The 22,573-nt window shown below is 53.2% G+C and carries 24 protein-coding genes, 1 tRNA gene and 1 pseudogene; 13 read left to right on the top strand and 13 right to left on the bottom strand.

Translation table 11 applies throughout. From position 1 onward, the window contains the following. Entirely contained in the window at nt 1-597 is a 597-nt protein-coding gene (gene tehB, locus VSR74_RS02900) for a tellurite resistance methyltransferase TehB (protein WP_347793307.1), read from the top strand. 158 nt (nt 598-755) lie between these two features. Next, nucleotides 756-1,424 carry a DUF3313 domain-containing protein gene (locus VSR74_RS02895; RefSeq protein ID WP_347793306.1) on the top strand — a complete coding sequence of 223 codons (669 nt, stop codon included), beginning with the start codon at nt 756-758 and terminating at the stop codon, nt 1,422-1,424. Between the two features lie 35 nt (nt 1,425-1,459). Here VSR74_RS02895 and VSR74_RS02890 read toward each other — a convergent pair whose 3' ends face one another. Beyond that, entirely contained in the window at nt 1,460-2,356 is an 897-nt protein-coding gene (locus VSR74_RS02890; protein ID WP_347793305.1) for a DMT family transporter, read from the bottom strand. 181 nt (nt 2,357-2,537) lie between these two features. Between VSR74_RS02890 and VSR74_RS02885 the strand changes: the two genes are divergently transcribed. Next, a complete protein-coding gene (locus VSR74_RS02885; protein ID WP_347793304.1) occupies nt 2,538-3,410 on the top strand; it encodes an AraC family transcriptional regulator in 873 nt (290 codons plus the stop codon). Here the strand turns inward: VSR74_RS02885 and VSR74_RS02880 are convergent. Then, nucleotides 3,390-4,556: a benzoate/H(+) symporter BenE family transporter gene (locus tag VSR74_RS02880; protein ID WP_347793303.1), complete on the bottom strand. Its 1,167-nt coding sequence runs from the start codon at nt 4,554-4,556 to the stop codon at nt 3,390-3,392. The two genes, VSR74_RS02885 and VSR74_RS02880, sit on opposite strands and share 21 nt — an antisense overlap. Nucleotides 4,557-4,674: 118 nt before the next feature. Here VSR74_RS02880 and VSR74_RS02875 point away from each other — a divergent pair, with 118 nt between their 5' ends. Then, a complete protein-coding gene (locus VSR74_RS02875) occupies nt 4,675-5,256 on the top strand; it encodes a helix-turn-helix domain-containing protein (protein WP_347793302.1) in 582 nt (193 codons plus the stop codon). Nucleotides 5,257-5,445: 189 nt separating this feature from the next. Then, nucleotides 5,446-7,404: a peptidase U32 family protein gene (locus VSR74_RS02870; protein WP_347794347.1), complete on the top strand. Its 1,959-nt coding sequence runs from the start codon at nt 5,446-5,448 to the stop codon at nt 7,402-7,404. A 47-nt stretch (nt 7,405-7,451) separates the two neighbouring features. On the opposite strand, the gene VSR74_RS02865 is transcribed toward VSR74_RS02870, so the two are convergent. Continuing rightward, nucleotides 7,452-7,754 carry a hypothetical protein gene (locus VSR74_RS02865; protein ID WP_347793301.1) on the bottom strand — a complete coding sequence of 101 codons (303 nt, stop codon included), beginning with the start codon at nt 7,752-7,754 and terminating at the stop codon, nt 7,452-7,454. A 311-nt stretch (nt 7,755-8,065) separates the two neighbouring features. Here VSR74_RS02865 and VSR74_RS02860 point away from each other — a divergent pair. Beyond that, a tRNA-Glu gene (locus tag VSR74_RS02860) sits at nt 8,066-8,141 on the top strand. 14 nt (nt 8,142-8,155) lie between these two features. Here the strand turns inward: VSR74_RS02860 and rcnR are convergent. Beyond that, complete coding sequence (rcnR, locus tag VSR74_RS02855) at nt 8,156-8,428, bottom strand: Ni(II)/Co(II)-binding transcriptional repressor RcnR (protein ID WP_231827328.1); 273 nt, start codon at nt 8,426-8,428, stop codon at nt 8,156-8,158. A 122-nt stretch (nt 8,429-8,550) separates the two neighbouring features. On the opposite strand from rcnR, the gene VSR74_RS02850 reads away from it, so the two are divergent. Then, nucleotides 8,551-9,441, top strand: a complete 891-nt coding sequence (locus VSR74_RS02850) for a nickel/cobalt efflux protein RcnA (protein WP_347793300.1) — start codon at nt 8,551-8,553, stop codon at nt 9,439-9,441. Between the two features lie 457 nt (nt 9,442-9,898). On the opposite strand, the gene VSR74_RS02845 is transcribed toward VSR74_RS02850, so the two are convergent. Continuing rightward, on the bottom strand, nt 9,899-10,114 hold the full coding sequence (locus VSR74_RS02845) for an ECs_2282 family putative zinc-binding protein (RefSeq protein ID WP_347793299.1): 216 nt from the start codon (nt 10,112-10,114) through the stop codon (nt 9,899-9,901). Between the two features lie 309 nt (nt 10,115-10,423). Here VSR74_RS02845 and VSR74_RS02840 point away from each other — a divergent pair, with 309 nt between their 5' ends. Both VSR74_RS02840 and patD read left to right on the top strand, forming a co-directional pair. Next, nucleotides 10,424-11,836: an aminotransferase-like domain-containing protein gene (locus VSR74_RS02840; protein ID WP_347793298.1), complete on the top strand. Its 1,413-nt coding sequence runs from the start codon at nt 10,424-10,426 to the stop codon at nt 11,834-11,836. 333 nt (nt 11,837-12,169) lie between these two features. Next, nucleotides 12,170-13,594 (top strand): aminobutyraldehyde dehydrogenase, encoded by a 1,425-nt coding sequence (gene patD, locus VSR74_RS02835; protein ID WP_347793297.1) that lies wholly within the window; start codon nt 12,170-12,172, stop codon nt 13,592-13,594. Nucleotides 13,595-13,675: 81 nt separating this feature from the next. Here patD and VSR74_RS02830 read toward each other — a convergent pair whose 3' ends face one another. The 3 genes from VSR74_RS02830 to VSR74_RS02820 all read right to left on the bottom strand — a co-directional run bounded on the left by VSR74_RS02830 (nt 13,676) and on the right by VSR74_RS02820 (nt 15,653). Continuing rightward, entirely contained in the window at nt 13,676-13,828 is a 153-nt protein-coding gene (locus VSR74_RS02830; protein WP_347793296.1) for a hypothetical protein, read from the bottom strand. A gap of 166 nt (nt 13,829-13,994) precedes the next feature. Beyond that, entirely contained in the window at nt 13,995-14,471 is a 477-nt protein-coding gene (locus VSR74_RS02825) for a hypothetical protein (protein WP_347793295.1), read from the bottom strand. A 606-nt stretch (nt 14,472-15,077) separates the two neighbouring features. Further along, complete coding sequence (locus VSR74_RS02820) at nt 15,078-15,653, bottom strand: TetR family transcriptional regulator (RefSeq protein ID WP_347793294.1); 576 nt, start codon at nt 15,651-15,653, stop codon at nt 15,078-15,080. Nucleotides 15,654-15,840: 187 nt separating this feature from the next. On the opposite strand from VSR74_RS02820, the pseudogene VSR74_RS02815 reads away from it, so the two are divergent. After that, a pseudogene (locus tag VSR74_RS02815) lies at nt 15,841-17,257 on the top strand (SmvA family efflux MFS transporter). Between the two features lie 47 nt (nt 17,258-17,304). Here VSR74_RS02815 and VSR74_RS02810 read toward each other — a convergent pair. Continuing rightward, entirely contained in the window at nt 17,305-18,339 is a 1,035-nt protein-coding gene (locus tag VSR74_RS02810; RefSeq protein ID WP_347793293.1) for an AI-2E family transporter, read from the bottom strand. A 210-nt stretch (nt 18,340-18,549) separates the two neighbouring features. Between VSR74_RS02810 and VSR74_RS23300 the strand changes: the two genes are divergently transcribed. The 3 genes from VSR74_RS23300 to mdtI all read left to right on the top strand — a co-directional run bounded on the left by VSR74_RS23300 (nt 18,550) and on the right by mdtI (nt 19,443). Next, nucleotides 18,550-18,648, top strand: a complete 99-nt coding sequence (locus VSR74_RS23300; RefSeq protein WP_459349916.1) for a protein YdgV — start codon at nt 18,550-18,552, stop codon at nt 18,646-18,648. A gap of 116 nt (nt 18,649-18,764) precedes the next feature. After that, nucleotides 18,765-19,127 carry a multidrug/spermidine efflux SMR transporter subunit MdtJ gene (gene mdtJ / locus VSR74_RS02805; RefSeq protein WP_347793292.1) on the top strand — a complete coding sequence of 121 codons (363 nt, stop codon included), beginning with the start codon at nt 18,765-18,767 and terminating at the stop codon, nt 19,125-19,127. Beyond that, on the top strand, nt 19,114-19,443 hold the full coding sequence (mdtI, locus tag VSR74_RS02800) for a multidrug/spermidine efflux SMR transporter subunit MdtI (protein ID WP_347793291.1): 330 nt from the start codon (nt 19,114-19,116) through the stop codon (nt 19,441-19,443). The genes mdtJ and mdtI overlap by 14 nt, the downstream gene beginning before the upstream one ends. Before the next feature lie 39 nt (nt 19,444-19,482). On the opposite strand, the gene VSR74_RS02795 is transcribed toward mdtI, so the two are convergent. The 4 genes from VSR74_RS02795 to VSR74_RS02785 form a co-directional block, all read right to left on the bottom strand. Beyond that, entirely contained in the window at nt 19,483-20,301 is an 819-nt protein-coding gene (locus tag VSR74_RS02795) for a trypsin-like serine peptidase (protein WP_347793290.1), read from the bottom strand. A 102-nt stretch (nt 20,302-20,403) separates the two neighbouring features. Next, nucleotides 20,404-20,487, bottom strand: coding sequence for a small membrane protein YdgU (gene ydgU, locus VSR74_RS23295; protein WP_459349919.1), 84 nt, complete (start codon nt 20,485-20,487; stop codon nt 20,404-20,406). Nucleotides 20,488-20,559: 72 nt separating this feature from the next. Further along, complete coding sequence (asr, locus tag VSR74_RS02790; protein ID WP_347793289.1) at nt 20,560-20,850, bottom strand: acid resistance repetitive basic protein Asr; 291 nt, start codon at nt 20,848-20,850, stop codon at nt 20,560-20,562. A 153-nt stretch (nt 20,851-21,003) separates the two neighbouring features. Further along, nucleotides 21,004-22,488: a carboxypeptidase M32 gene (locus VSR74_RS02785; RefSeq protein ID WP_347793288.1), complete on the bottom strand. Its 1,485-nt coding sequence runs from the start codon at nt 22,486-22,488 to the stop codon at nt 21,004-21,006. Nucleotides 22,489-22,573 lie beyond the last annotated feature (85 nt).

The following is a 22,573-nucleotide window of genomic DNA, read 5'->3' as shown; positions in this document are numbered from 1 at the left end:
ATGACGATTCGTGATGAAAATTATTTCAGTGAAAAATATGGCCTGACCCGTACCCACTCTGATGTGCTGGAGGCGGCAAAAGTGATTAAACCCGGCAAAACGCTGGATCTGGGTTGTGGTAACGGGCGTAACTCGCTCTATCTGGCGGCACAGGGGTTTGATGTGACGGCCTGGGATAAGAATCCGGCGAGCATCAATAATCTGGAATCGATCCGCCGTGAAGAAGGGCTGGAGAATTTGCAGTCAGCGATTCAGGATCTCAACAGCCTGAAATTTGATGGAGAGTATGATTTTATTCTCTCGACCGTGGTGATGATGTTCCTTCAGCCAGAAACCATCCCCGGCCTGATTGCCAATATGCAGCGTTGCACAAAACCCGGCGGGTATAACCTGATTGTCGCGGCGATGGATACCGAAGACTATCCCTGCACGGTGGGATTCCCGTTTGCTTTCAAGCCTGAAGAGTTAAGCAACTACTATGCAGGCTGGCGTTTCCTTAAATATAACGAGAACCCGGGTGAGCTGCATCGCACCGATGCTAACGGCAACCGTATTAAACTGCGTTTTGCCACCATGCTGGCACAAAAGCAGGCCTGATCGTATACCGGCCCTCAGGGTCGGTATTATTTTAATTCGCCCGCTAACTAATTATTTTTTTTCTATAAATTGCGAGCAACAACAGTTTTTGCAACAACAGCCACCTGAATCATTTGCTATAACTCATTTGCATTTGTGCATATTTCAGGATTCTTCCCATGCGTACTCATACGTTTTTTAAAGTTGCCGCCCTTGCTGGCGTTCTTGCTCTGTCAGGTTGCGCATCAAAAGTTGCTGAGCAATCTCAATACTCCGGCTTTTTAAAAGATTATTCGAATCTGAAGGAAACCACTTCCGCCACGGGTAAACCGACGTTGCGCTGGGTGGATCCGAATTACAATCCAAAAAATTACGACAGTATTGTTTATAACCCGGTGACCTATTATCCGCAGCCTAAGCCAAGCACCCAGATTGGCCAAAAAGCGCTGGATGATATCCGTACTTACACCGACCAGCAAATCAAACAGGCCGTCTCGCAGCACAAAAAAATCGTGACCACGCCGGGGGCGCATAGCCTGATTTTCCGCGGAGCGATTACGGCAGTCGACTCCAGCAAAGAAGGGCTTCAGTTCTATGAAGTGGTGCCTGTCGCGCTGGTGGTTGCCGGTACCCAAATGGCAACAGGTCACCGCACGATGGATACCCATCTCTTCTTCGAGGGGGAGCTGATTGACGCGGCAACCAATAAACCGGTAGTGAAAGTGGTGCGTAAAGGCGAAGGGAAGGATCTCAACAATGAGAATACCCCAATGACCCTGCAAACCCTGAAACAGACTATCGATGATATGGCTATCGATGCGGTGAAATTCGATCCTGCGATGAAATAAACATGGACGGGGTGGTACTGCGCCACCCCGTTTTTCTACACGCTGCGCGGCTGCAATAGTCTGCCAGGCCAGCGCGCGAACATCACCAGATTTCCTACCAGAATCAGCACCAGGCCTATAATCGCGCTGGCATGCCACTGATAACCTTCATATATCGTCGAGAGCGTAAGTGCGACCAGGGGAAACAGTAATGTACTGTACGCCGCGTTGCTGGCGCCGATTCTTCCCACCAGCGTAAAGTACGCGCCAAAGGCAATCACCGAGCCGAAAATCGCCAGGTAGAACAGGGCGCCCAGATAGCTGAATGTCCATTGGGGCGTAAAGTCGTCACCGCGAAGCAGCGCAACGGCGCCAATAATCAGTGTCCCATAGAACATTGCCCAGCTATTGGTGGTGAGCGTTTCCAGCCCGCGTCGCTGGTGGCGGATGCTGAGCATGTTTCCCAGCGAAAACCCGTATGTGCCCAGTGCGCTCAGCACAATGCCCGGTAGCATTGTACTGCTCAGACCGGATGCCTGAAGATCGTCCCAGAACAGTGTGATAATCCCAACCAGCCCCAGCAGCGCAGCAAGATAAAAGCGTGCTGGCGGCGTCTGGCGGAAAAAGAGGAAACTGTTGATGGCGTTAAATAACACCGCCATGGAGAAAATCACCGACTCCAGCCCGGTATTAATCCAACTGGCGGCAGTATAGAAACACCAGAAGTTAAACCCGAAAACACAACAGCCCTGTAGTACACAGAACAGATGATCGCGCATGGCCAGGCGGCGCAAGCGTCCCATCAGAAGCAGAATGGTGAGCATCGTCACGCTGGCAATGGCAAAGCGCCAGAAGATAGAGACGGTGGCTGGTACCGGCCCCTGCTGAAGAAAAATGGCGATCCAGGTCGTGCCCCAGATAGCGACGACCAGTACGTAGAGTAGTGCGTTCATGCGTATACCTTAATGACTCAAAAATAGCAGTCTGCATTTTCCGCGCCGGGCTGGCTTGCAGCGGTTTGCCGGTGACTTGCAAAATCTTGCGGATTTTTTAGCGGGCGGCGAGAACCGGGCTGGAAATCAGAGGCAACGCTACATAGACTGGAGCTATGAATCATCATGAAACTGATCGTCAATGACCCATACCTACGCCACGCTTGAACGTCTGCGCAGCCAGAATGCCGTACTGCGGGAAACCGTTGCGCTCAATTCGGGTATTCAGCTCGCAGCCTGGTATAATAATTGTGACACTGTCACCGTTGCCAGTGACCATCACACCCTGAGCCTTTATGTTGCCGATGGCTATGAAAGCTATCAGAAAACGCCGCATGGCTGGAAAAATGGCGGGGGGCCGGATCGCTTCTGCCTGATGCCGCAGGAGTGTGAGTCAACGTGGGATATTCGCGGCGATCTCTCATTTGTCCATCTCTACTGTACTGACCAGCATCTGAAACGCGTTGGCGAACAAATCTGGGATCGCAGCCCGGCATCTATTACGCTTGAAGAAAAATCTTTCGCCGAAGATGACAAAATCACTGCGCTTTACCGCCAGTTTTTATTGAGCTGCGACTGGCAGCAGCCTGCGAATCAATTAACCCTGAGCAGCGCCAGTACGCTGTTGCTGACCCATCTCATTCAGAATTACTCGACGGTTCAGTGGCGCATACCCGCGGTAAAGGGCGGGCTTGCGCCATCGGTGCTGCGTAACGTGCTGGCGTGGATTGATGCGAATCTGTCACAGCCTTTAACCCTGGCCGAACTGGCAGCCCAGGCGGCACTCAGCGAATACCATTTTGCGCGCATGTTTCGTCAGTCGACGGGGCTTGCGCCGCATCAGTATGTGATGCAGCGGCGGATGGATCACGCCAAACAACTGGTGAGCCACACCACGCAGCCGTTGACGGAGATTGCGCTGGCCTGTGGTTTCAGTTCGGCCAGCCACTTTAGTAATCGCTTTAAGTGTGTGCTGGGTGTCACCCCAACGCAGTTACGTGCGTCGAGCCAGTGACAACAGCGCATAGCTCACGCCCCCCAGAACCAGCCCCCAGAAAGCAGAGCCAACTCCAGCCAGCGTGACGCCGCTGGCGGTCGTGAGGAAAGTGACCATCGCCGCGTCGCGTTCGTTGGCCTGCCCAAGCGCCTGGTAAAGACTTCCGCTCAGTGTGCCCAACAGCGCCAGCCCTGCCAGCATCTCGATCCAGGCTCCGGGAAGCGCCGCCATCAGGGATGTTATCGAACCGCCAAAGAGTCCCGCCAGCATATAAAACAGCCCCGCGGCGGCGGCTGCGCGCCAGCGTTGCGCGACATCCGGGTGGGCGTCCGGGCTCTGGCAGATGGCTGCGGTGATCGCGGCGATACAGATGGAGTAGACGCCGAAGGGGGAAAGCAGGAGTGCCAGGCTGCCTGTCACGATAATCAACGGTGAGGCCGCAGTGGTATATCCTGCGGCCTGAAGCGTGGCAAACCCCGGCGCATTTTGTGATGCCATGGTGACGAGGAAAAAGGGGACGCCGACGCTCAACAGCAGGGCGGGAGAAAAGTGAGGAGCAATAAATTCGGGAGCCACAAGGGCGAAAGAGAGTGTTTCGCTGTGGACTTCACCTGCAAGCCCGGCGACCATACTGCCCGCCACCAGCGCGGCGACCACCGCATAGCGCGGAGCCGCCATTTTGGCGATGAGCCAGGCCAGCAGCATGCTTGCGCAGAGTAAAAAATGGTTTTGCATGCTGGCGAAGGCCTGTAATCCGAAGCGCAGCAGAATGCCTGCCAGCATCGCGGCGGCGAGCGAATGGGGGATGAGTTTCATCAGACGGGCGAACAGCCCGGTTATGCCGCACAAGACAATCAGGGCGTTGGCAAAGATAAAGATCCCCACCGCTTCGTTGAGCGTTGCCCCCTGTAACCCGACTACCAGCAGCGCCGCGCCTGGCGTCGACCAGGCCGTTAAGACAGGCGCTTTATTCCATAGCGTCAGCACCAGCGTACTGACGCCCATCGCCAGACCAAGCGCTGTCATCCAGCCTGCAATTTGCGTGGTGCTCGCCCCTGCGCTGGCGGCAGCCTGCCAGATAATCGCCGCCGAACTGGCATAGCCCACCAGTACGGCGACAAAACCTGCCAGCAGCGTAGGTAACGGGCAAAAACTCTGGCGCATGACACCCCCTTGTGCGTTATAACGTCCGATGGAGTGTAGCGCCGGGCGTTATAACGCACAAGAGGCGGCTTGAAAAAGGATGTGTATAATCTGTCCATTCCCGTACTGGAGAGTCTGAATGAATATTGCGCAACATCTGTCGGCTACATTGAAATCGCTACGCCAGCAGCGCGAATGGAGTTTGTCGCGTCTGGCGGATGAGACGGGCGTGTCGAAAGCGATGCTGGGGCAAATTGAACGTAATGAGTCCAGCCCGACAGTGGCAACACTCTGGAAAATCGCCACCGGGCTGAATGTGCCATTCTCCTTGTTTATCACGCCGCCGCAGAGCGAAACCCCTGGGGCGTTTGACCCGCAGCAGCAGGCAATGGTCGTGACACCGGTATTTCCCTGGGATCCTGAACTCTGTTTCGATCACTTTTCCATCTTACTGGCGCCTGGGGCATTAAGTGAGTCAACTCCGCATGAAAAAGGGGTTATCGAGCACGTTATTGCCATAAGCGGCACCCTTGATATGTACGTTGCGGGTGAGTGGCGGCGTTTAGAAGCGGGGGAAGGGTTACGCTTTGCGGGCGATGAGGCCCATAGCTATCGCAATAGTACCCAGCAGGTGACGCACTTTCACTCGCTTATCCACTACCCAAAAGAAAAAACCGCAAGCGAGCTTGCGGTGCGTCAGAGGGACAATAATTATCAATAACGTGACGAGGAAATCCGGAATACGTGTTTACTGTACCTGGCGCTTAACGCGTGCGGAAATAGTTAATTCTTCAATACTTTGCCGGAAAAGAGAAATTGCCCGCGTTCTTGCAGTGGAAAAGTGTTTGGTCTGCGCCCGGAACTGACTACAATAGCCGCCATTTTGACCCCAACGGATAACAACAACAGTATGCGCCTGCAAAACCATCATCTTGAATTACTGAGCCCGGCCCGTGATACGGCGATCGCCCGCGAAGCCATTCTTCACGGTGCGGATGCTGTTTATATCGGCGGCCCTGGTTTTGGCGCTCGCCATAACGCCAGCAACAGCCTGAGCGATATCGCCGAACTGGTGCCGTTTGCGCACCGTTACGGGGCGAAGATTTTTATCACCATTAATACCATTCTTCATGATGATGAGCTGGAGCCCGCGCAGAAGTTGATCACCTCGCTCTATGAGACTGGGGTGGACGCATTAATTGTGCAGGATATGGGCATTCTGCAACTCGATATTCCGCCGATTGAACTTCACGCCAGCACCCAGTGCGATATCCGCAGCGTGGAAAAAGCGAAGTTTCTTTCCGATGTCGGTTTCAGCCAGATAGTCCTGGCGCGAGAGCTGAATCTGCAACAGATTCAGGCTATCCACGAGAATACCGATGCCACCATTGAGTTCTTTATTCATGGCGCGCTGTGCGTAGCCTATTCCGGGCAGTGCAACATTTCACACGCGCAGACCGGGCGCAGCGCTAACCGTGGCGACTGCTCTCAGGCTTGTCGTCTGCCGTATACCCTGAAGGACGATCAGGGGCGCGTGGTGGCATTTGAAAAACATCTGTTGTCGATGAAAGACAACGATCAGAGCGCCAACCTGGGTGCGTTGATCGACGCCGGTGTACGCTCGTTCAAAATTGAAGGGCGTTACAAAGATATGAGTTACGTGAAAAACATCACCGCTCATTATCGCCAGATGCTCGATGCCATTATCGAAGAGCGTGGCGACCTGGCCCGTGCATCGGCAGGGCGCACGGAGCACTTCTTTGTGCCGTCAACCGACAAAACATTCCATCGCGGTAGCACCGACTATTTTGTTAACGCGCGTAAGGGCGATATCGGCGCGTTTGACTCGCCGAAATTTGTCGGCCTGCCGGTAGGTGAAGTGCTGAAGGTCAGCAAAGATCATCTGGATGTGGAAGTCAGCGAACCGCTGGCGAACGGTGATGGTCTGAATGTACTGATCAAACGTGAGGTGGTGGGGTTCCGCGCCAATACGGTGGAGAAAACCGGTGAGAATCGCTATCGCGTGTGGCCAAATGAAATGCCTGCCGATCTGCATAAAGTGCGGCCGAACCACGTGCTTAACCGTAACCTGGATCACAACTGGCAGCAGGCGTTACTGAAGACGTCAAGCGAGCGCCGAATCGGTGTGGATGTGGCGCTTTCTGGCTGGCAGGAACAACTGGTGCTGACGATGACCTGCGAGGACGGTGTCACGGTAACCCACACGCTGGACGGCGATTTCGCGCCCGCGAATAATGCGCAGAAAGCGCTGGCGCAGTTGCAGGAGGGGATCGCGAAGCTGGGTCAGACGTGCTACTACCCGCGCAGCGCAGACGTTCATCTGGCTGAGGCGCTGTTTGTACCAAACAGTGTGCTGAATCAACTGCGTCGTGAAACCGTGGAGTTACTGGAATCGGCGCGCATGGCGGCGTATCAACGCGGTCGTCGTAAAGCGGTAGCCACCCCGGCCCCCGTCTATCCTGATACCCATCTCAGCTTCCTTGCTAACGTCTATAATCATAAGGCACGCGAGTTTTACCAGAAATTTGGTGTGACGCTTATCGATGCGGCCTTTGAAGCGCACGAAGAGAAGGGCGATGTGCCGGTGATGATCACCAAACACTGCCTGCGTTTTGCGTTTAATTTGTGCCCGAAACAGGCAAAGGGTTCTATCAAGAGCTGGCGCGCTACGCCGATGCAACTGGTGCATGGCGATGAGGTGCTGACGCTGCGTTTTGACTGCCGCCCGTGCGAAATGCATGTGGTCGGGAAAATCAAAAATCACATCCTGAAAATGCCGCTCCCGGGAAGTGTGGTGGCGTCGGTTAGCCCGGACGAACTGCTAAAGACGTTGCCGAAACGGAAGTAAAGTTAAAAAGGACTCTCTCTTTGAGAGAGTCCAGAACCTGTTAGAGACTAACGCGGCTGTACCAGGGCGTTATTGCTGTTGTTATTCTGTGGGCGATTATTATTCTGCGGGCGGTTATTATCCTGTGGGCGATTATTATTATTCACCTGCGGTTTACCGTTGTTCTTCTGTGAACGGTTGTGACTCATTGGTTTTTTATTGTTGCTGCTTTTTTTCCCACTGTGGTGTTGTGGGGCTTTGTGGCTCTGAGTCACCGGCTGCTTGCCCTGTTTTGCGGGCGGGTTAGCGGCAAATGCCCCGGAACAAAGGCCGAACGCCAGTGCGGCGAGAAGTACCAAACTCTTTTTCATCTATCACTCCATCACTTCTATTAACGTTAGCCTCAGTTAACGCGTAAATTATGGAGGAAGTGTGGAACGGGGGCGAAATCAGAAATCTCCGGGTATGGCTAAATAACATCCTGCGTAACAAAGAGGAGTATTTACTGAAAAGTCGTACTTTTATATAACAATGGTTTCAGAAGTCATCTGTATTCAGGATTAGCTTAGCGATAAAATATTCAGCGAGATTGTAAGAATTTTCAATGATTCATGATGCCGTTTAGCTTTCGTTGATATTATATTCATTATTCTTTTGCACGTTGCGAAACAGCACGCATTAACCGCCATTAGCTCAACAGGAAGAGCAGACGATTTTCTATTGGAAGGTACGGGGTTCGAGGCCTCGATGGCGGCCCAATTCTTGCGGGATTTTATTTGATGTAAGAATCCAGCACTTTCAGCACCACTTCAAGATCTTCCTCACGCTTTAACTCTTCACCCTGATGAACAATATGCTCCGTCAGGTGGCCTTTAATGACTTCCCGCATTAGCCCATTTACCGCACCCCGTATCGCCGCAATTTGTTGCAGGACAGCCGCGCACTCGTGAGGTTCATCAAGCATTTTTTTGAGCGCCACAACCTGGCCCTGAATTTTACTGGCGCGGGCTTTAAGCTTCTGTTTATCACGGATAGTATGCGACATGACGGTCTCTCTTTTTTCTAAAATCTATGCTAATTATAGCATTAGGATAGTACTGGGGGGTAGTATTCGGTACTGGGGGGGAGTAGAATTTATGGGTCATCTTATAACCCAAAACGATTCTTATGAACGAATTTACTTCACTTCTTCAGCAGGGAAACGCCTGGTTTTTTATTCCGAGCGCAATCTTGTTAGGTGCGCTGCATGGGCTGGAGCCAGGCCATTCAAAAACAATGATGGCGGCGTTTATTATTGCCATCAAAGGTACGGTTCGTCAGGCGGCGATGCTCGGGCTGGCGGCAACGCTCTCGCATACGGCGGTGGTCTGGCTTATCGCGTTCGGCGGGATGTATGTCAGTCATAAATTTACCGCAGCGTCAGCGGAGCCCTGGCTGCAACTGGTGTCAGCGGTGATTATTCTCTCGACGGCTTTCTGGATGGTTTGGCGTACCTGGCGGGGAGAAAAAAACTGGCTGGCGGAGATGCGGGGAGGGGAACATCATCCCCACGACCACGACCACGACCACGACCACGACCACGACCACGACCACGACCACGACCATGAACATCATCATGGCCATCATCATGGCCACACTCATGCCGGGTTTGCAGGTCTGGATGTGAACTCCCGTGAGTACCAGGATGCCCACGCATTGGCTCACGCTTCAGATATCAAACGTCGTTTTAGCGGCAAAGAAGTGACTAACTGGCAAATCCTGCTGTTTGGTCTGACCGGTGGGCTTATCCCCTGTCCGGCAGCCATTACGGTACTGCTCATCTGTATTCAGCTTAAAGCGATAACCCTTGGAGCGACCCTGGTTGTCAGTTTTAGTATTGGCCTGGCGCTTACGCTTGTCACCGTTGGCGTGGGGGCGGCAGTAAGTATCCGTCAGGTTGCAAAACGCTGGAGTGGTTTTGATACGCTGGCTCGCCGCGCGCCTTACTTTTCCGGGGTGTTAATTGGCGCAGTCGGGGTGTATATGGGGATCCACGGCTTTCTGGGCGTGATGAGTTAAGTCAGCAGAAGCGTTGTGGCATCACCGGATAAGATGTGATTTAACATTTTGTCATCTTTTTTCCTGTGATCCACTGCGCGATGACTAAAATTAGCAGTTCCGTTTTCACTCGCGGCTGTAATATAATTTGCGGCGCTTATCCGGTGGGGGATATTCTTCGTCGGCTAATAAAAACTGTGTCTGATAATGACGAATCTTCTTTTGCTGTTTTTTTTGACCACCCATAATGGGCAGTAAGAGTACCAAGAAATCTGGCTGATATGATTGTCGAATATACATCTTTAATGCACCTAATGATCGCCGCAGGTCAGGGCGTCTTTTTAGGCTTTATTAGTTTTATGTGTGTGCTGCTTATTTTATTGACCCGTAGCAAGAAAGCCTCGCCTTCTTTATTCCGGGGGCCTATCAAAAAGCGGCATACCTACTGGCGCTAACCTGGCTATACGCGTAATGGCTGTCATTCCCCGGTGTGCAGGGCACTCTGCAACAGTTCTGCTGCGGCTTTGCGCGCCTGGTTTATCACATCCTCTGGTGTGTATGCGCGCCCGCACTGCTTACAGTTGCAACCGCTAATCTCTTCAGGGGTGTAGATCACCGTTCCCGGTTTAAATATCGGTTGTTGGCAAGCGGGGCAGAAATAGGTTCGTACCTGCATGGTGTTCCTTAATGTCATATTTCCTCCTCAATAATGCTTATCTCACTGCGATATCTTTTCCAGTGTCCAGCTCATTCTTTGCGGATTTTTAATCCGTTTTACAAATCCACATGTTTTAACACAGTGTGATCCTTACTGTTGTCATTGGCTATTCCACATCGGGAGTAGGCTGTGAATAAAGTTATGATTAGCATTCAACGTCTTCAAGTCTATTACGCGCTTCAGGAAAATCGCATTTTCGGATAATTCATGACAGTTACATGAAAATGAATTATTTGTAAAACTGTTATAAGATGCTGGTTGCGCAATCGTAAATCGGACGAAACGATGAAAAAGTACCAGCACCTCGCACAGCAGATGGCAGAACAGATAGCCCATGGCGTCTGGCTACCGGGCGATAAGCTCCCGTCATTGCGTGAACAGGTGCTAAACAGCGGGATGAGCTTTATGACCGTCAGTCATGCTTATCAACTGCTGGAAAGCCAGGGACGGATCATCGCGCGCCCGCAATCCGGTTATTACGTTGCGCCACGCCCGGCCACACAACGCCCCGCAACGGCTCCTGCGCAGGTCATGCGTGATGAGGCCGTAGATATCAACACCTATATCTTTGAAGTACTACAGGCCAGCCGCGATGCCTCGGTGCTGCCGTTTGCTTCTGCATTTCCTGACCCGCGCCTGTTTCCTCTGCCGCAGCTTAACCGCTCGCTGGCGCAGGTAAGTAAAACCGCCACCGCCATGAGCGTGATTGAAAACCTGCCGCCGGGGAACGCCGGGCTTCGTCATGCGATTGCCCGGCGTTATGCATTGCAGGGCATGACCATTTCACCGGATGAAATTGTGATCACCGCCGGGGCGCTGGAAGCGCTTAATCTGAGTTTGCAGGCTGTGACGGAGCCCGGCGACTGGGTTATCGTCGAGAACCCCTGTTTCTATGGCGCGCTACAGGCTCTTGAGCGGCTGAAGCTGAAAGCGTTGTCGGTAGCGACGGATGTTAACGAAGGGATTGACCTCGATGCGCTGGCGCAGGCATTACAAAATTACCCGGTCAAAGCGTGCTGGCTGATGACTAACAGTCAAAATCCGCTGGGCTTTACCCTGACCGCGGAAAAGAAAGCGCAGCTCGTGGCTTTGTTGACGGCGCACAATGTCACGCTGATTGAGGACGACGTGTACAGCGAACTCTACTTTGGCCGCGATAAACCTTTGCCAGCCAAAGCATGGGATCGAAACGACATGACGCTGCACTGTAGCTCTTTTTCCAAGTGTCTGGTGCCGGGGTTCCGTATTGGCTGGGTTGCCGCGGGTAAACATGCCAGGCGGATCCAGCATTTGCAACTAATGAGCACGCTCTCTACCAGCTCACCGATGCAACTGGCGCTGGTGGATTACCTCTCATCCAGGCGCTATGACGCGCATCTGCGGCGTCTGCGCCGACAACTGGCCGAGCGTAAACAGCTTGCCTGGCAATCGTTACAGCGCCATCTTCCGCCGGAAGTGGAGATCCACCACAACAACAGCGGCTATTTCTTATGGCTGGAACTCCCGGCGGGCGTCGATGCGGGGGTACTCAGCTCGCTGGCGCTCGAACATCAAATCAGTATCGCGCCAGGGAAAATGTTTTCCACCACCGATAACTGGGCTTCTTTTTTCCGCTTTAATACGGCGTGGGGCTGGGGGGAGCGCGAAGATAATGCAGTGAAAATGCTCGGTAAACTCATTCGCCAGCTTTTAAATTAAATTTTCAGCCATTTCAGAAATGGCTGTGCGTATTTTATCGCCACGCGGTCATAGGAAATTCGCATAGCCGCGCTGCGCTCTAACTCCTTGTCTATAATCCATATTCTTAATAGCCGTCTATTGATAACTCGTGGAATGCGTACTTTGTCACAACCTGCGCAAATTTTTTCGCGCACCAGAGAGCCCCTGAGTGGCGACGTCTATTTTTATTAAGGGAGATATTTTTACGGCATGGCTGCCGCTCACTTTCATGATACTGGCATGGTAGTGGACTCTCGATGACGAGATAACCGCCTGCGGTGGTCAGTAACGCAGTCAGGATAGGGTAAAATAATGCAACACAACTTATTGATTAATGGTGAACTTGTCGTTGGTGAAGGCGAAATGCAGCCTGTGTACAACCCGGCGACGGGCGCGGTATTGCTGGAGATAGCCGAAGCCTCTCCCCGCCAGGTGGACGGCGCTGTAGAGGCGGCCGCGCACGCCTTTGCCGCATGGGGGGGAACCACGCCGAAACATCGGGCGGAGTGTCTGTTAAAGCTGGCGGATACCATTGAAGCACACGCGCAGACGCTGGCGAAGCTGGAGTCGCTGAACTGCGGCAAGCCGCTGCATTGTGTGCTGAACGATGAACTGCCCGCGGTGGTGGATGTGTTCCGTTTTTTTGCGGGGGCAGCGCGCTGTCTGAATGGCCTGGCGGCGGGTGAATACCTGGAAGGGCATACCTCAATGATCCGTCGCGACCCGGTGGGCGTTGTGGTCTCTATTGCGCCGTGGAACTACCCGCTAATGATGGCGGCATGGAAGTTGGCTCCGGCGCTGGCGGCGGGGAACTGCGTGGTGCTTAAACCTTCTGAAATCACCCCGCTGACGGCGTTGACGCTGGCTGAACTGGCAAAAGATATCTTCCCGGCGGGGGTACTCAACGTGCTGTTTGGCCGGGGTAAGACGGTAGGCGATCCACTGACCGGGCATGCCAAAGTACGAATGGTGTCGCTGACTGGCTCAATTGCAACGGGTGAGCACATCATCGCCCACACGGCATCCTCCGTGAAACGTACCCACATGGAACTGGGAGGTAAAGCGCCGGTGATTGTTTTTGATGATGCAGACATCGATGCGGTGGTTGAGGGCGTTCGCACTTTTGGTTTCTATAACGCCGGGCAGGACTGTACTGCCGCCTGTCGTATTTATGCCCAGAACGGTATCTACGATCGGCTGGTCGAAAAACTGGGGGCGGCGGTAGCCAGCTTAAAAATGGGCGAACCCAATGATGAGCATACCGAACTGGGGCCGCTCAGTTCTCAGGCGCATCTTAATCGCGTCAGCGACGCGGTGGAGAAGGCTAAAGCGCTTGCGCACGTTAAAGTGATAACCGGCGGACAAAAAGCCGAGGGTAAAGGCTACTACTTCCAGCCGACGTTGCTGGCAGGCGCGCAGCAGCAGGATGACATTGTACAGCGTGAAGTTTTTGGGCCGGTGGTCAGTGTGACGTCATTTACTGATGAAGCACAAGTGCTGGAGTGGGCGAACGACTCGCAGTATGGGCTGGCGTCATCGGTCTGGACTCAGGATGTCGGGTGCGCGCATCGCGTCAGCGCGCGGTTACAGTATGGCTGCACCTGGGTTAATACTCACTTTATGCTGGTGAGTGAAATGCCACACGGCGGGCAGAAACTTTCGGGATATGGTAAGGATATGTCGCTGTACGGGCTTGAGGATTATACGGTGGTGCGCCACGTAATGGTAAAACACTAAATGATACTCAGCGAATGAATGAGGGTGGCAAATACCTCTCACATAATAACTCAGGCCAAATGGCCTGAGTTATTCGCGGAATTAACGACCGCCCGGGCCGCCATGACCATTGCCCGGCCCGCCAGAGTGTGAACCGCCATGCCCGCCAGGGCCGCCGTGTCCCCACCAGGGCGCACAGCCGCTTACAGTTGCGGTTGCCAGAATAATGGCGACGATCATTGCAAATTTTTTCATTACGCTTCCTGTTATGTTCTCCACTTAATACGGAGAATATATAACACAGGATTATTTACCCGGTTAGCGTCAGGCGGCAATCTTCACAGAATCTCCCTTATTGCTGACGCTTCAACCGTTTTTCATTGTTATTTTAAGAATAACCTCATGTCGTCAGTTTGACTTCTCAGTTGGGGCCGATGGACAAGGTTCCATTCTCTACGGTGTAAGTTTTGCTATTTTCGCTAGTAAATTCGAAACTAAAGTGACCCGTGACAAGATAAAGAGAGAAGTCATGCGTCAACGTTATTTTTCCTTTTAAGACCGGTTTTAGATAATCGTCTTCATTTTCGTGTTCAGGCGGAAATACGTCAGAAAACTGAATGCCGACCGGAATATTCGCCTGGGAGAGATCATATTCCTGTCCATTTACCATACCGGGATCGCAGGTAATAAATATCAGCGTGTGGAGTGAGTCACCCGCTGACAGCGGCCCTGTTCCCCAGGAGTAGCGTTTTGTCCATTTTTCCGGGTGATCTTCGCCGTCGTAGCGCCCGCCGACAACGTCAGGATTGAACTGTATACCGTTGATTGTGGCCTGAAGATTATTGCTTGATTCAACCGCATTCCCGGCAGGGGTTAACAGAATATTATTGATAGTCATGCGTATTCTCCTTTTGTATGGGAAAGGCAAGTATGGAACAGTTTTCGGAAAATGTTAGTTTCACTGTCGGATTAGTGGAAATGGCATTTTGTCTGTGGCTGGCAGGTGAACTTTCCATTTGCCCTCCATGACGCAATAAATATTACGCTCCTGATAAACAGAACCTTCTGTACGGATACTTTTTACTTTTCTTGTCTTCTATCGATTTCAGCGCTCGAGTGCACCCAATTCCGGAATGTTGGACAGTGAATATTGTCATTTGCATAGTGGATGACGGCTCTCCAGAGAGTTTCTCGTTGCGTTTTATCTGGCTGCCAGGCGGCTTGTCTCACCATTGACACGGCAATAATTTTATGTGTGAACTGAGTGGTCTTCATCAATATCCCTTGTTTCAGTAATATCTTTTTTGCTCTCAATTACAGTCTGGCAGAAAGAAAATTATGTGCCACAGCATCAATTTGCCATTAACGCCACAAAAGTGACGCTATATCTTTCAATCAAGGAATATTGTGTAGGATGAATATGGTTAATTAGCGACAGGTTTGATGCGCCAGGGAAGGTGTGCCTTGCCGCATCAAACCTGTCAAGGAGCAGGAGTGGAAAGCGTTAAAACAGCTCCAGTTTCACCGCCGCATCCAGATGCTGATCAAAGGCATCATCGTTAATATCCGCCATACCCAGTACATACATACCATCCAGCCCGCAAACCAGTGCGATTAAGCGCCAGGCGATATTCCCGGGCTCGTCACGCAGAGTAAATTCCTGCGCGGCATGGCCCTCGCGGATAATGGCGGTGGTTTCGTCATGCCACATTCGCATGGTCAGAATATAGGCCTCTTTGATATCGGGATCTTTTGCTGCAATCAACTGTGCTTCACGCCAGAGACGGATATAGGGCTCAAACCCACCATCATCGCTGCCCAGCATGGAGCATAAACGATCGCGCCACGAAGCACCTTCGGGCAAGGGGTTAGCGTCGAGAAGAGCACGGGTCAAACGGATAAACGCCTGCGCTTTAAGTTCACCTGCGCTGGCAAAATGATGATGCACCTGACCGGTTGCCATGCTCGCCTCGCTGGCGATACGTCTGACGGTCATTGCGGGGAAGCCTTCGGCCAGCGCCACACGCATCGCGGCCTGCATGATCTCTTCCCGGCGTTCGTCCTTACTCAAATAACCCATCGTCTTCCCACCCTTAATCACGGTGCAACGAGTGTAACAAAAAGCTGGACAGCCGTTCAACTTTCAGTAGGATCGCCATTCTGGACGGATGTCCAGGTTTCAACAATGAGGGAGAATTATGTTTCGTCAGTGGTTAGCGTTAGTGATTATCGTGCTGGTCTACATTCCGGTCGCCATCGATGCGACGGTGCTGCATGTGGCTGCGCCGACGTTGAGCATGACGCTCGGGGCGAGCGGTAACGAATTACTGTGGATCATTGATATCTATTCGCTGGTGATGGCCGGAATGGTACTGCCGATGGGGGCGCTGGGCGACCGCATCGGTTTTAAGCGTCTGCTGCTGCTTGGCAGTGGAATTTGGTTTGGCATCACTGGCGGCGGCATTTGCCCCGGGAGCCGGGTGGTTAATTGCGGCGCGCGCCGTACTGGCGGTGGGGGCGGCGATGATTGTTCCGGCAACCCTGGCCGGCATCCGCACGCTGTTTATTGATGCGCGTCAGCGTACTATCGCGCTAGGCGTCTGGGCGGCGGTGGGTTCCGGTGGGGCGGCCTTTGGCCCGCTGATTGGCGGCATGCTGCTGGAACACTTCTACTGGGGGTCGGTATTCCTGATTAATGTGCCGATTGTTCTGCTGGTGATGGCGCTTTCTGCGCGCTTTGTGCCGCGTCAGCCAGGGCGTCGCGATCAGGCGCTCAATCTGAATCATGCCATCATGCTGATAGTGGCTATTTTACTACTGGTCTACAGCGCGAAAACGGCGATGAAAGGGCTGGCCGCACCGTGGGTGACGGGCGGTGCGTTTGTCATCGGCTCCCTGTTGCTCGCCACCTTCGTCCGTATTCAGCTACGCGCGGCCAGGCCGATGATTGATATGCGTCTGTTCAGCCATCGCATTATTTTAAGCGGTGTGGTGATGGCGATGACCGCAATGATTGCGCTGGTGGGGTTTGAGCTGCTGATGGCGCAGGAACTGCAGTTTGTCCACGGGTTCACACCGTTTGAGGCCGGGAAATTTATGCTGCCGCTTATGGTTGCCAGCGGCTTCAGCGGGCCGATTGCCGGGGCGCTGGTGGCGCGTCTTGGTCTGCGCACTGTGGCAACCAGCGGAATGGGGCTCAGTGCGCTGAGCTTTCTTGGTCTGTCGATGCTCGATTTTAGTACTCAGCAGTGGCAGGCGTGGGGGTTGATGGTGCTGCTCGGCTTTAGCGCCGCCAGCGCACTGTTGGCTTCAACGGCGGCCATCATGGCGGCAGCGCCGAAAGAGAAAGCGGCGGCAGCCGGGGCAATCGAAACCATGGCATATGAACTGGGCGCGGGGCTGGGCATCGCTATCTTCGGTCTGCTGCTGAGCCGCAGCTTTATGGCGTCAATTGTATTGCCTCAGGGGCTGAGTAGTGATGTGGCGGCGCGGGCGTCTTCCTCTATCGGTGAAGCGGTAAAAGCGGCGCAAACGCTGACGCCATCGCTGGCGGAAGCCACCATCCATGCGGCTCGAACAGCCTTTACGACCTCGCACAGCGTGGCGTTAAGCAGTGCCGGAGTAATGCTGTTGCTGCTGGCCGTGGGAATGTGGTTCAGCCTGGCGAAAGTGGGAAGAGAATAGGGTAAGGATACGCTGCCGGTGAATATCGGCAGCGTTTTGTGACGCTGTCACTTATCGCTAAGGTCGCTTAGTAGCACAGCAATATTTCTGCCGCCGATGGTTTGCTCCAGCGCAATCTTGACAACAATCGTCAGCGGCACCGAAAGCAACATGCCCACCGGGCCAAGCAGCCAACCCCAGAAGATTAACGACAGAAAGACGACCAGCGTAGAAAGACCGAGTCCGCGCCCCATGATGCGCGGTTCCAGAATGTTGCCAAACAGCAGATTGATCAGCAGATATCCCGCCAGCACAACCAGTGCCTGATAAAATCCGCCAAACACCAGCACCTGTAAAATCGGCGGGATCGCCGCCAGCACGGAACCAATATTAGGAATGTAGTTCAATGCGAAGGCCAGCAATCCCCAGACAAATGCAAACCGCACGCCAAGCCCTTCCAGCATCCCCCAGGCCACCAGACCTGTAACCAGACTGATTGCCGTTTTCAGCACCAGGTAATGGGAGACGCTGTCGATGGCGCGCTGGATGGCGGCCATTCCCTCGGTTGGTTTCACCATCAGTTGCTGGAGTTTGGCCGGAAGCTGCGGGACTTCCAGCAGCATGAACACCACCGTGAGCAGCAGCAGGAAAATGGAGGACATGGCGTTAGAGAGCTGCGTCAGCAGGCTGGTGACAAAGGTCATCGCGGCGTTCGGGTCGATATACTTAATCACCTCATCGGCCGACACCGTCACGCCAAAACGCTCCAGCCAGGGCTGAATATTCTGTAGCGGTACCTGTAAAGAGGAGCGGTATTGTGGCAGCGTTCGCGCCAGTTCATTGAGTGATGTTCCCAGTGAGGCCAGCAGCAGTACCGCGACCAGAATAATCAGCACGATTAATAACGAGATGGCCAGCACGCGTGGGATGCGCCAGCGCGTGAGTACCCGAACTACCGGGTTAAGCACCACGGCGATAAACAGCGCCAGCACGAAGGGAACGATGATATCGGCCGCAAAGCGTATACCAGTCAGGATGATGACCAGCATGCCCAGCATGATGACGATTTTTAATCCATTAAGCGTAATGATGGGCCTGGCCATAAAGTATCCTGAAAAAGAGTACAACAAACATGAGTATCATAATTGTGAATGGTCTGAGAATAAACTCACTTAGCTCTAATATTTATGGTAAAGAACTGAAAATATTTTGAGTTAACCAGGGGGGTGTGCTAAAAATTAGCTGTGTTTAACTACTGAGGACAATTTTTTTCCGCAACGAAGAGAAGCAATACCGCGGATAATTGTATATTTATGGACATTCGGTTCAAAACTTTCATCTCCACTCATACTGCTGTTTTACCTACCTCTGCCTTGCTCTCCGCTGAGCAACACTGGCGCAACGCGCTTTAGTCTACTTCTTCTGCCTGAACTGACGTTCACCGTCAGGACTCATTACAACCTGGATTTTACGGTTTGCACTTCGCTGTGAGCCGCAACGGAATATATTCTCAAGCAGGAGAAATAGCATGTTTTACTGGATTCTTTTATCCCTTGCGATCGTTGCTGAAATTATCGGCACACTTTCAATGAAATGGGCCGCAGTCGGCCATGGTTCTGCCGGTTTTATTTTGATGTTGGTGATGATTGCCATTTCTTATATTTTCCTCGCCTTTGCTGTGAAAAAAATCGCGCTGGGTGTTGCTTATGCCTTGTGGGAAGGTATCGGTATTTTGCTGATTACGCTGTTCAGCGTCATGCTGTTTGATGAAGCGCTGTCGGCGATGAAAATAGCAGGCCTGGCGACACTGGTTGTGGGGATTGTGCTGATTAAATCCGGCACCCGCAAAGCGAAATCCCAGCATACGGAGACGCATCATGCAACAGTTTGAGTGGTTCCACGCCGCCTGGCTGGGGCTGGCTATCGTGCTGGAAATTGTCGCAAATATCTTTTTGAAGTTCTCTGATGGTTTTCGCCGCAAGTTCTATGGCCTGCTGTCTATTACCGCGGTACTGGCGGCATTCAGTGCGCTCTCCCAGGCGGTAAAAGGGATTGATTTATCCGTCGCTTATGCGCTGTGGGGAGCGTTCGGGATTATGGCGACGCTGGCCGCGGGCTGGATCCTGTTCGGTCAGCGCCTGAATAACAAAGGCTGGATGGGACTCGGTTTGCTGATTATCGGCATGGTGCTGATCAAAATGGCCTGATGCGGCTGCCAGGCAAGCGTAATGCTGCCTGGCAGAATGTTACTCTTTCGCCAGTGCTTCCAGTTTGTCGCGAAAACCCGTCACCGAAATGGCGCGGTTATCCGCCCGCCAGCGATCTTTCGCCCCCGGAGCGGAACTCTGCACTGCAATCAACTGCCAGCCATTCTCCGTTTTAAGCATCAGTGGCGAACCGCTGTCGCCGGGAAGCGTGTCGCATTGATGCGACAGCACGGAGGTTTGCGCCCACCCGGTGACGACGCAGTCGCGGTGGCTGTAAAGTGAATCGAGATGATCTTCCGGATATCCGGACTGGGTGACTTTACGATCGGCCGCTTTCAGGGCTTCAGTCAGCGCGGCTTTATCGCCCTCGAACAGCGGTAGCGGTGTAATACCCCCAGGCGGATAGCGCAGGGCAATCAAACCGAAATCCCACGGCGCGGCAGCGGAGGGGACAATCCAGCCATCACCGTCGGGTTTTAAGCGCTTACCGAGAGAAGGATCCACCCGGCCATCGATACCGTGAATTTCATAACGCCAGACCCCTTTTAGTGACACAAAACGCAGCGCCACGGCTTTGTCTGGTTTACCGTCGGGCGGAGTCAGCAAACAGTGCCCGGCAGTTAATGCCAGATGCGGGGAAATAAGCGTCGCGGTACACAGATTACCGCTGGCGGTTTCCAGTTGGCCAATGGCATCCCATGGCGAGTCCGTGACGTCCTGAACCAGGGTGCGATCATCCTGGCCGAAAAACAACGTTTTGATATCTTTCGCGCTCATGCCGCTATCACCGTCATCCGCATGCACAGCGATGGACAGCGCGCTCAACGATCCCAGTAAAACGAAAACAGCTCTACGCATATCACTCTCTGGTGGGGTAATTATGATTATTAAAAGTTAAACCCAATGTGATTACTATAGACGGGACGAATGAAAAGTGGGAGCAAAATCAGCGAACTACGATCAGTAAAGGAAAAAGCGTGTCGCAATCAGTGCGCAGATTATGAGTAAAGCCAGGATGAGCTCGAAACGATAGCGCCGCAACATCATTGCTCTCCGGGAAAAAATCGGCGCTGAAACAGCGCCGATTTGTCATCAGAACGATACGAACGGTGACGATTACGCAGCCGGTTTGGCAGCGTCGTGTTTCACTGCTTTTTTATGCTGCTTTTTGGCAGCCTGCGCTTTTTGCTCTGCAGGTTTGGTCGCTTCCGTTTTAGCCGCTTTTTTGTGATGTTTTTTAGCTGCCTGCGCTTTCTGTTCAACAGCCGCTTTCTGGTGTTTTTTGTGGTGCATGGTTTTTGCCGGTGCCGTTTTAGCGGCAGTTGGCGCTGCGGTAGTTTCAGCCGCGAATGCAGCAGATGACAGACCCATAGCAGCGGCAACAACCAGAGCTAATACTTTTTTCATTCTCATACCCTCGAATTGGTTTTTTCATTCAACCCCACTGCGGGGCCGTTGAAAGAACTATATCCCTGAGTTATCAGGCTTTCCGTGAGTGATTGGTATCGGCGTGTAACCATATGTACAACGCCGGAGGTGTTAGCTCCGGCGCAGAAACGATTAGAGATAGCGGGCGGTTAAATGTTCGCGGAAATAGCGGCTGTTCAGCTCTTCACCGGTGGCCTGCTGGATAAGCTGTGACGTGCCAAAGCGGCTACCGTGCTGCCAGATATTCTGGCGCAGCCACTCAAAGAGGGGGCTGAAATCGCCGCTGGCAATGCGCGATTCGAGATCAGGCATTGCATGACGTGCCGCATGCATCAGTTGCGCGGCATACATCGCGCCGAGCGTATAGGACGGGAAGTAGCCGAAGCCGCCATCCGTCCAGTGAATATCCTGCATACAACCATCGCGATAGTTGCCTTCGGTGGAGAGCCCCAGCCAGTGGCGCATCTTCTCATCCCACAGTGCCGGAATGTCGTCCACTTCAATTTCGCCATCGATCAACGCACGTTCGATTTCATATCGCAGAATGACGTGCGCCGGGTAGCTGACTTCATCAGCATCAATGCGGATAAAACCGGGTTTCACGCGCTGATTCCAGGCGATAAAGTTGGCGGTTTCAAAGGCTGGCTGCGAGCCGAACTGCGCGATAACGGCCGGGAGCAGATGCTGAAGAAATGCCTCGCTGCGCGCCAGTTGCATCTCAAAGAAAAGGCTTTGCGATTCGTGAATAGCGGTGGAACGCGCGTGTGAGACCGGTTGCCCCAGCCAGTTGCGCGGCAGATTCTGCTCATAACGCGCGTGCCCGGTTTCGTGGATCACACCGAACAGGGCGCTCAACAGGTCATGTTCGTTATAACGGGTGGTGATACGGACATCCTCCGGAACACCGCCGCAGAAAGGATGCGCGCTGACATCCAGACGCCCCGCATTGAAATCAAAGCCCAGCCGCTTCATGGTTTCCAGCCCCAACTGGCGTTGGTTTTCAATATCAAACGGGCCCTGCGGGGCAATCAGCGTTTTGCCAGCCTGCTTCTCGACCGCCTGGGTTAACAGCGCCGGCAGCCAGGATTTGAGATCGCCAAACAGCACATCAAGACGGGCGCTGGTCATCTCTGGTTCAAAAATATCCAACAGCGCATCGTAGGGGGAGCAGCCTTTGGCAGCGGCACGAATACGCGCTTCTTCGCGGCTGAGTTTCACCACCTCTTTCAGATTGACTGCGAAACCCTGCCAGTCGTTATTCGGGCGCTGGGTGCGCCAGGCGTGCTCGCAGCGGCTTCCCGCCAGCGATTTGGCTTCGACCAGACTTTCCGGCAGTAACGCGGCCTGCTGATACTGACGCGACATCTCGCACAGGTTGGCCTGTTCGAGATCGTTGAGATCTTCCTGTTCCGCATTGCGCAGCCATTCAGCGACCTGTTTATCAGTCAGAATCTGGTGTTGTAAAACCCCCAGTTCCGCCAGCGCTTCGCTGCGCGCATTGCTGCCCGCCGGGGACATCATGGCAAACATGTCCCACCCGGCGATGGCGGAAAGGTGTGAAAAACGGGAGAGACGCTGGAAGGTACGGGTGAGGTGTTGGTAGTTTTTGTTTTCCATAGTGCCCTGTTTTTATGATGAGAAGGCGGCATGCGCCGATGGCTTCAGATCTATCACAGGGCGATGACGGGGCGCAAAAAAATCG

This window comes from Pseudocitrobacter cyperus, assembly GCF_039889165.1.
GTDB classification, from domain to species: domain Bacteria; phylum Pseudomonadota; class Gammaproteobacteria; order Enterobacterales; family Enterobacteriaceae; genus Pseudocitrobacter; species Pseudocitrobacter cyperus.
The sequence above is the reverse complement of the archived record's forward strand: the minus strand, read 5'-3'. Positions and strand labels throughout refer to the sequence as shown.

Excerpts from the sequence above, each read along its gene's own strand:
- tehB (WP_347793307.1), top strand. The coding sequence starts at position 1 with ATGACGATTCGTGATGAAAATTATTTCAGTGAAAAATATGGCCTGACC.
- VSR74_RS02895 (WP_347793306.1), top strand. The coding sequence starts at position 756 with ATGCGTACTCATACGTTTTTTAAAGTTGCCGCCCTTGCTGGCGTTCTT.
- VSR74_RS02890 (WP_347793305.1), bottom strand. The coding sequence starts at position 2,356 with ATGAACGCACTACTCTACGTACTGGTCGTCGCTATCTGGGGCACGACC.
- VSR74_RS02885 (WP_347793304.1), top strand. The coding sequence starts at position 2,538 with ATGACCCATACCTACGCCACGCTTGAACGTCTGCGCAGCCAGAATGCC.
- VSR74_RS02880 (WP_347793303.1), bottom strand. The coding sequence starts at position 4,556 with ATGCGCCAGAGTTTTTGCCCGTTACCTACGCTGCTGGCAGGTTTTGTC.
- VSR74_RS02875 (WP_347793302.1), top strand. The coding sequence starts at position 4,675 with ATGAATATTGCGCAACATCTGTCGGCTACATTGAAATCGCTACGCCAG.
- VSR74_RS02870 (WP_347794347.1), top strand. The coding sequence starts at position 5,446 with ATGCGCCTGCAAAACCATCATCTTGAATTACTGAGCCCGGCCCGTGAT.
- VSR74_RS02865 (WP_347793301.1), bottom strand. The coding sequence starts at position 7,754 with ATGAAAAAGAGTTTGGTACTTCTCGCCGCACTGGCGTTCGGCCTTTGT.
- rcnR (WP_231827328.1), bottom strand. The coding sequence starts at position 8,428 with ATGTCGCATACTATCCGTGATAAACAGAAGCTTAAAGCCCGCGCCAGT.
- VSR74_RS02850 (WP_347793300.1), top strand. The coding sequence starts at position 8,551 with ATGAACGAATTTACTTCACTTCTTCAGCAGGGAAACGCCTGGTTTTTT.
- VSR74_RS02845 (WP_347793299.1), bottom strand. The coding sequence starts at position 10,114 with ATGACATTAAGGAACACCATGCAGGTACGAACCTATTTCTGCCCCGCT.
- VSR74_RS02840 (WP_347793298.1), top strand. The coding sequence starts at position 10,424 with ATGAAAAAGTACCAGCACCTCGCACAGCAGATGGCAGAACAGATAGCC.
- patD (WP_347793297.1), top strand. The coding sequence starts at position 12,170 with ATGCAACACAACTTATTGATTAATGGTGAACTTGTCGTTGGTGAAGGC.
- VSR74_RS02830 (WP_347793296.1), bottom strand. The coding sequence starts at position 13,828 with ATGAAAAAATTTGCAATGATCGTCGCCATTATTCTGGCAACCGCAACT.
- VSR74_RS02825 (WP_347793295.1), bottom strand. The coding sequence starts at position 14,471 with ATGACTATCAATAATATTCTGTTAACCCCTGCCGGGAATGCGGTTGAA.
- VSR74_RS02820 (WP_347793294.1), bottom strand. The coding sequence starts at position 15,653 with ATGGGTTATTTGAGTAAGGACGAACGCCGGGAAGAGATCATGCAGGCC.
- VSR74_RS02810 (WP_347793293.1), bottom strand. The coding sequence starts at position 18,339 with ATGGCCAGGCCCATCATTACGCTTAATGGATTAAAAATCGTCATCATG.
- VSR74_RS23300 (WP_459349916.1), top strand. The coding sequence starts at position 18,550 with ATGGACATTCGGTTCAAAACTTTCATCTCCACTCATACTGCTGTTTTA.
- mdtJ (WP_347793292.1), top strand. The coding sequence starts at position 18,765 with ATGTTTTACTGGATTCTTTTATCCCTTGCGATCGTTGCTGAAATTATC.
- mdtI (WP_347793291.1), top strand. The coding sequence starts at position 19,114 with ATGCAACAGTTTGAGTGGTTCCACGCCGCCTGGCTGGGGCTGGCTATC.
- VSR74_RS02795 (WP_347793290.1), bottom strand. The coding sequence starts at position 20,301 with ATGCGTAGAGCTGTTTTCGTTTTACTGGGATCGTTGAGCGCGCTGTCC.
- ydgU (WP_459349919.1), bottom strand. The coding sequence starts at position 20,487 with ATGTTGCGGCGCTATCGTTTCGAGCTCATCCTGGCTTTACTCATAATC.
- asr (WP_347793289.1), bottom strand. The coding sequence starts at position 20,850 with ATGAAAAAAGTATTAGCTCTGGTTGTTGCCGCTGCTATGGGTCTGTCA.
- VSR74_RS02785 (WP_347793288.1), bottom strand. The coding sequence starts at position 22,488 with ATGGAAAACAAAAACTACCAACACCTCACCCGTACCTTCCAGCGTCTC.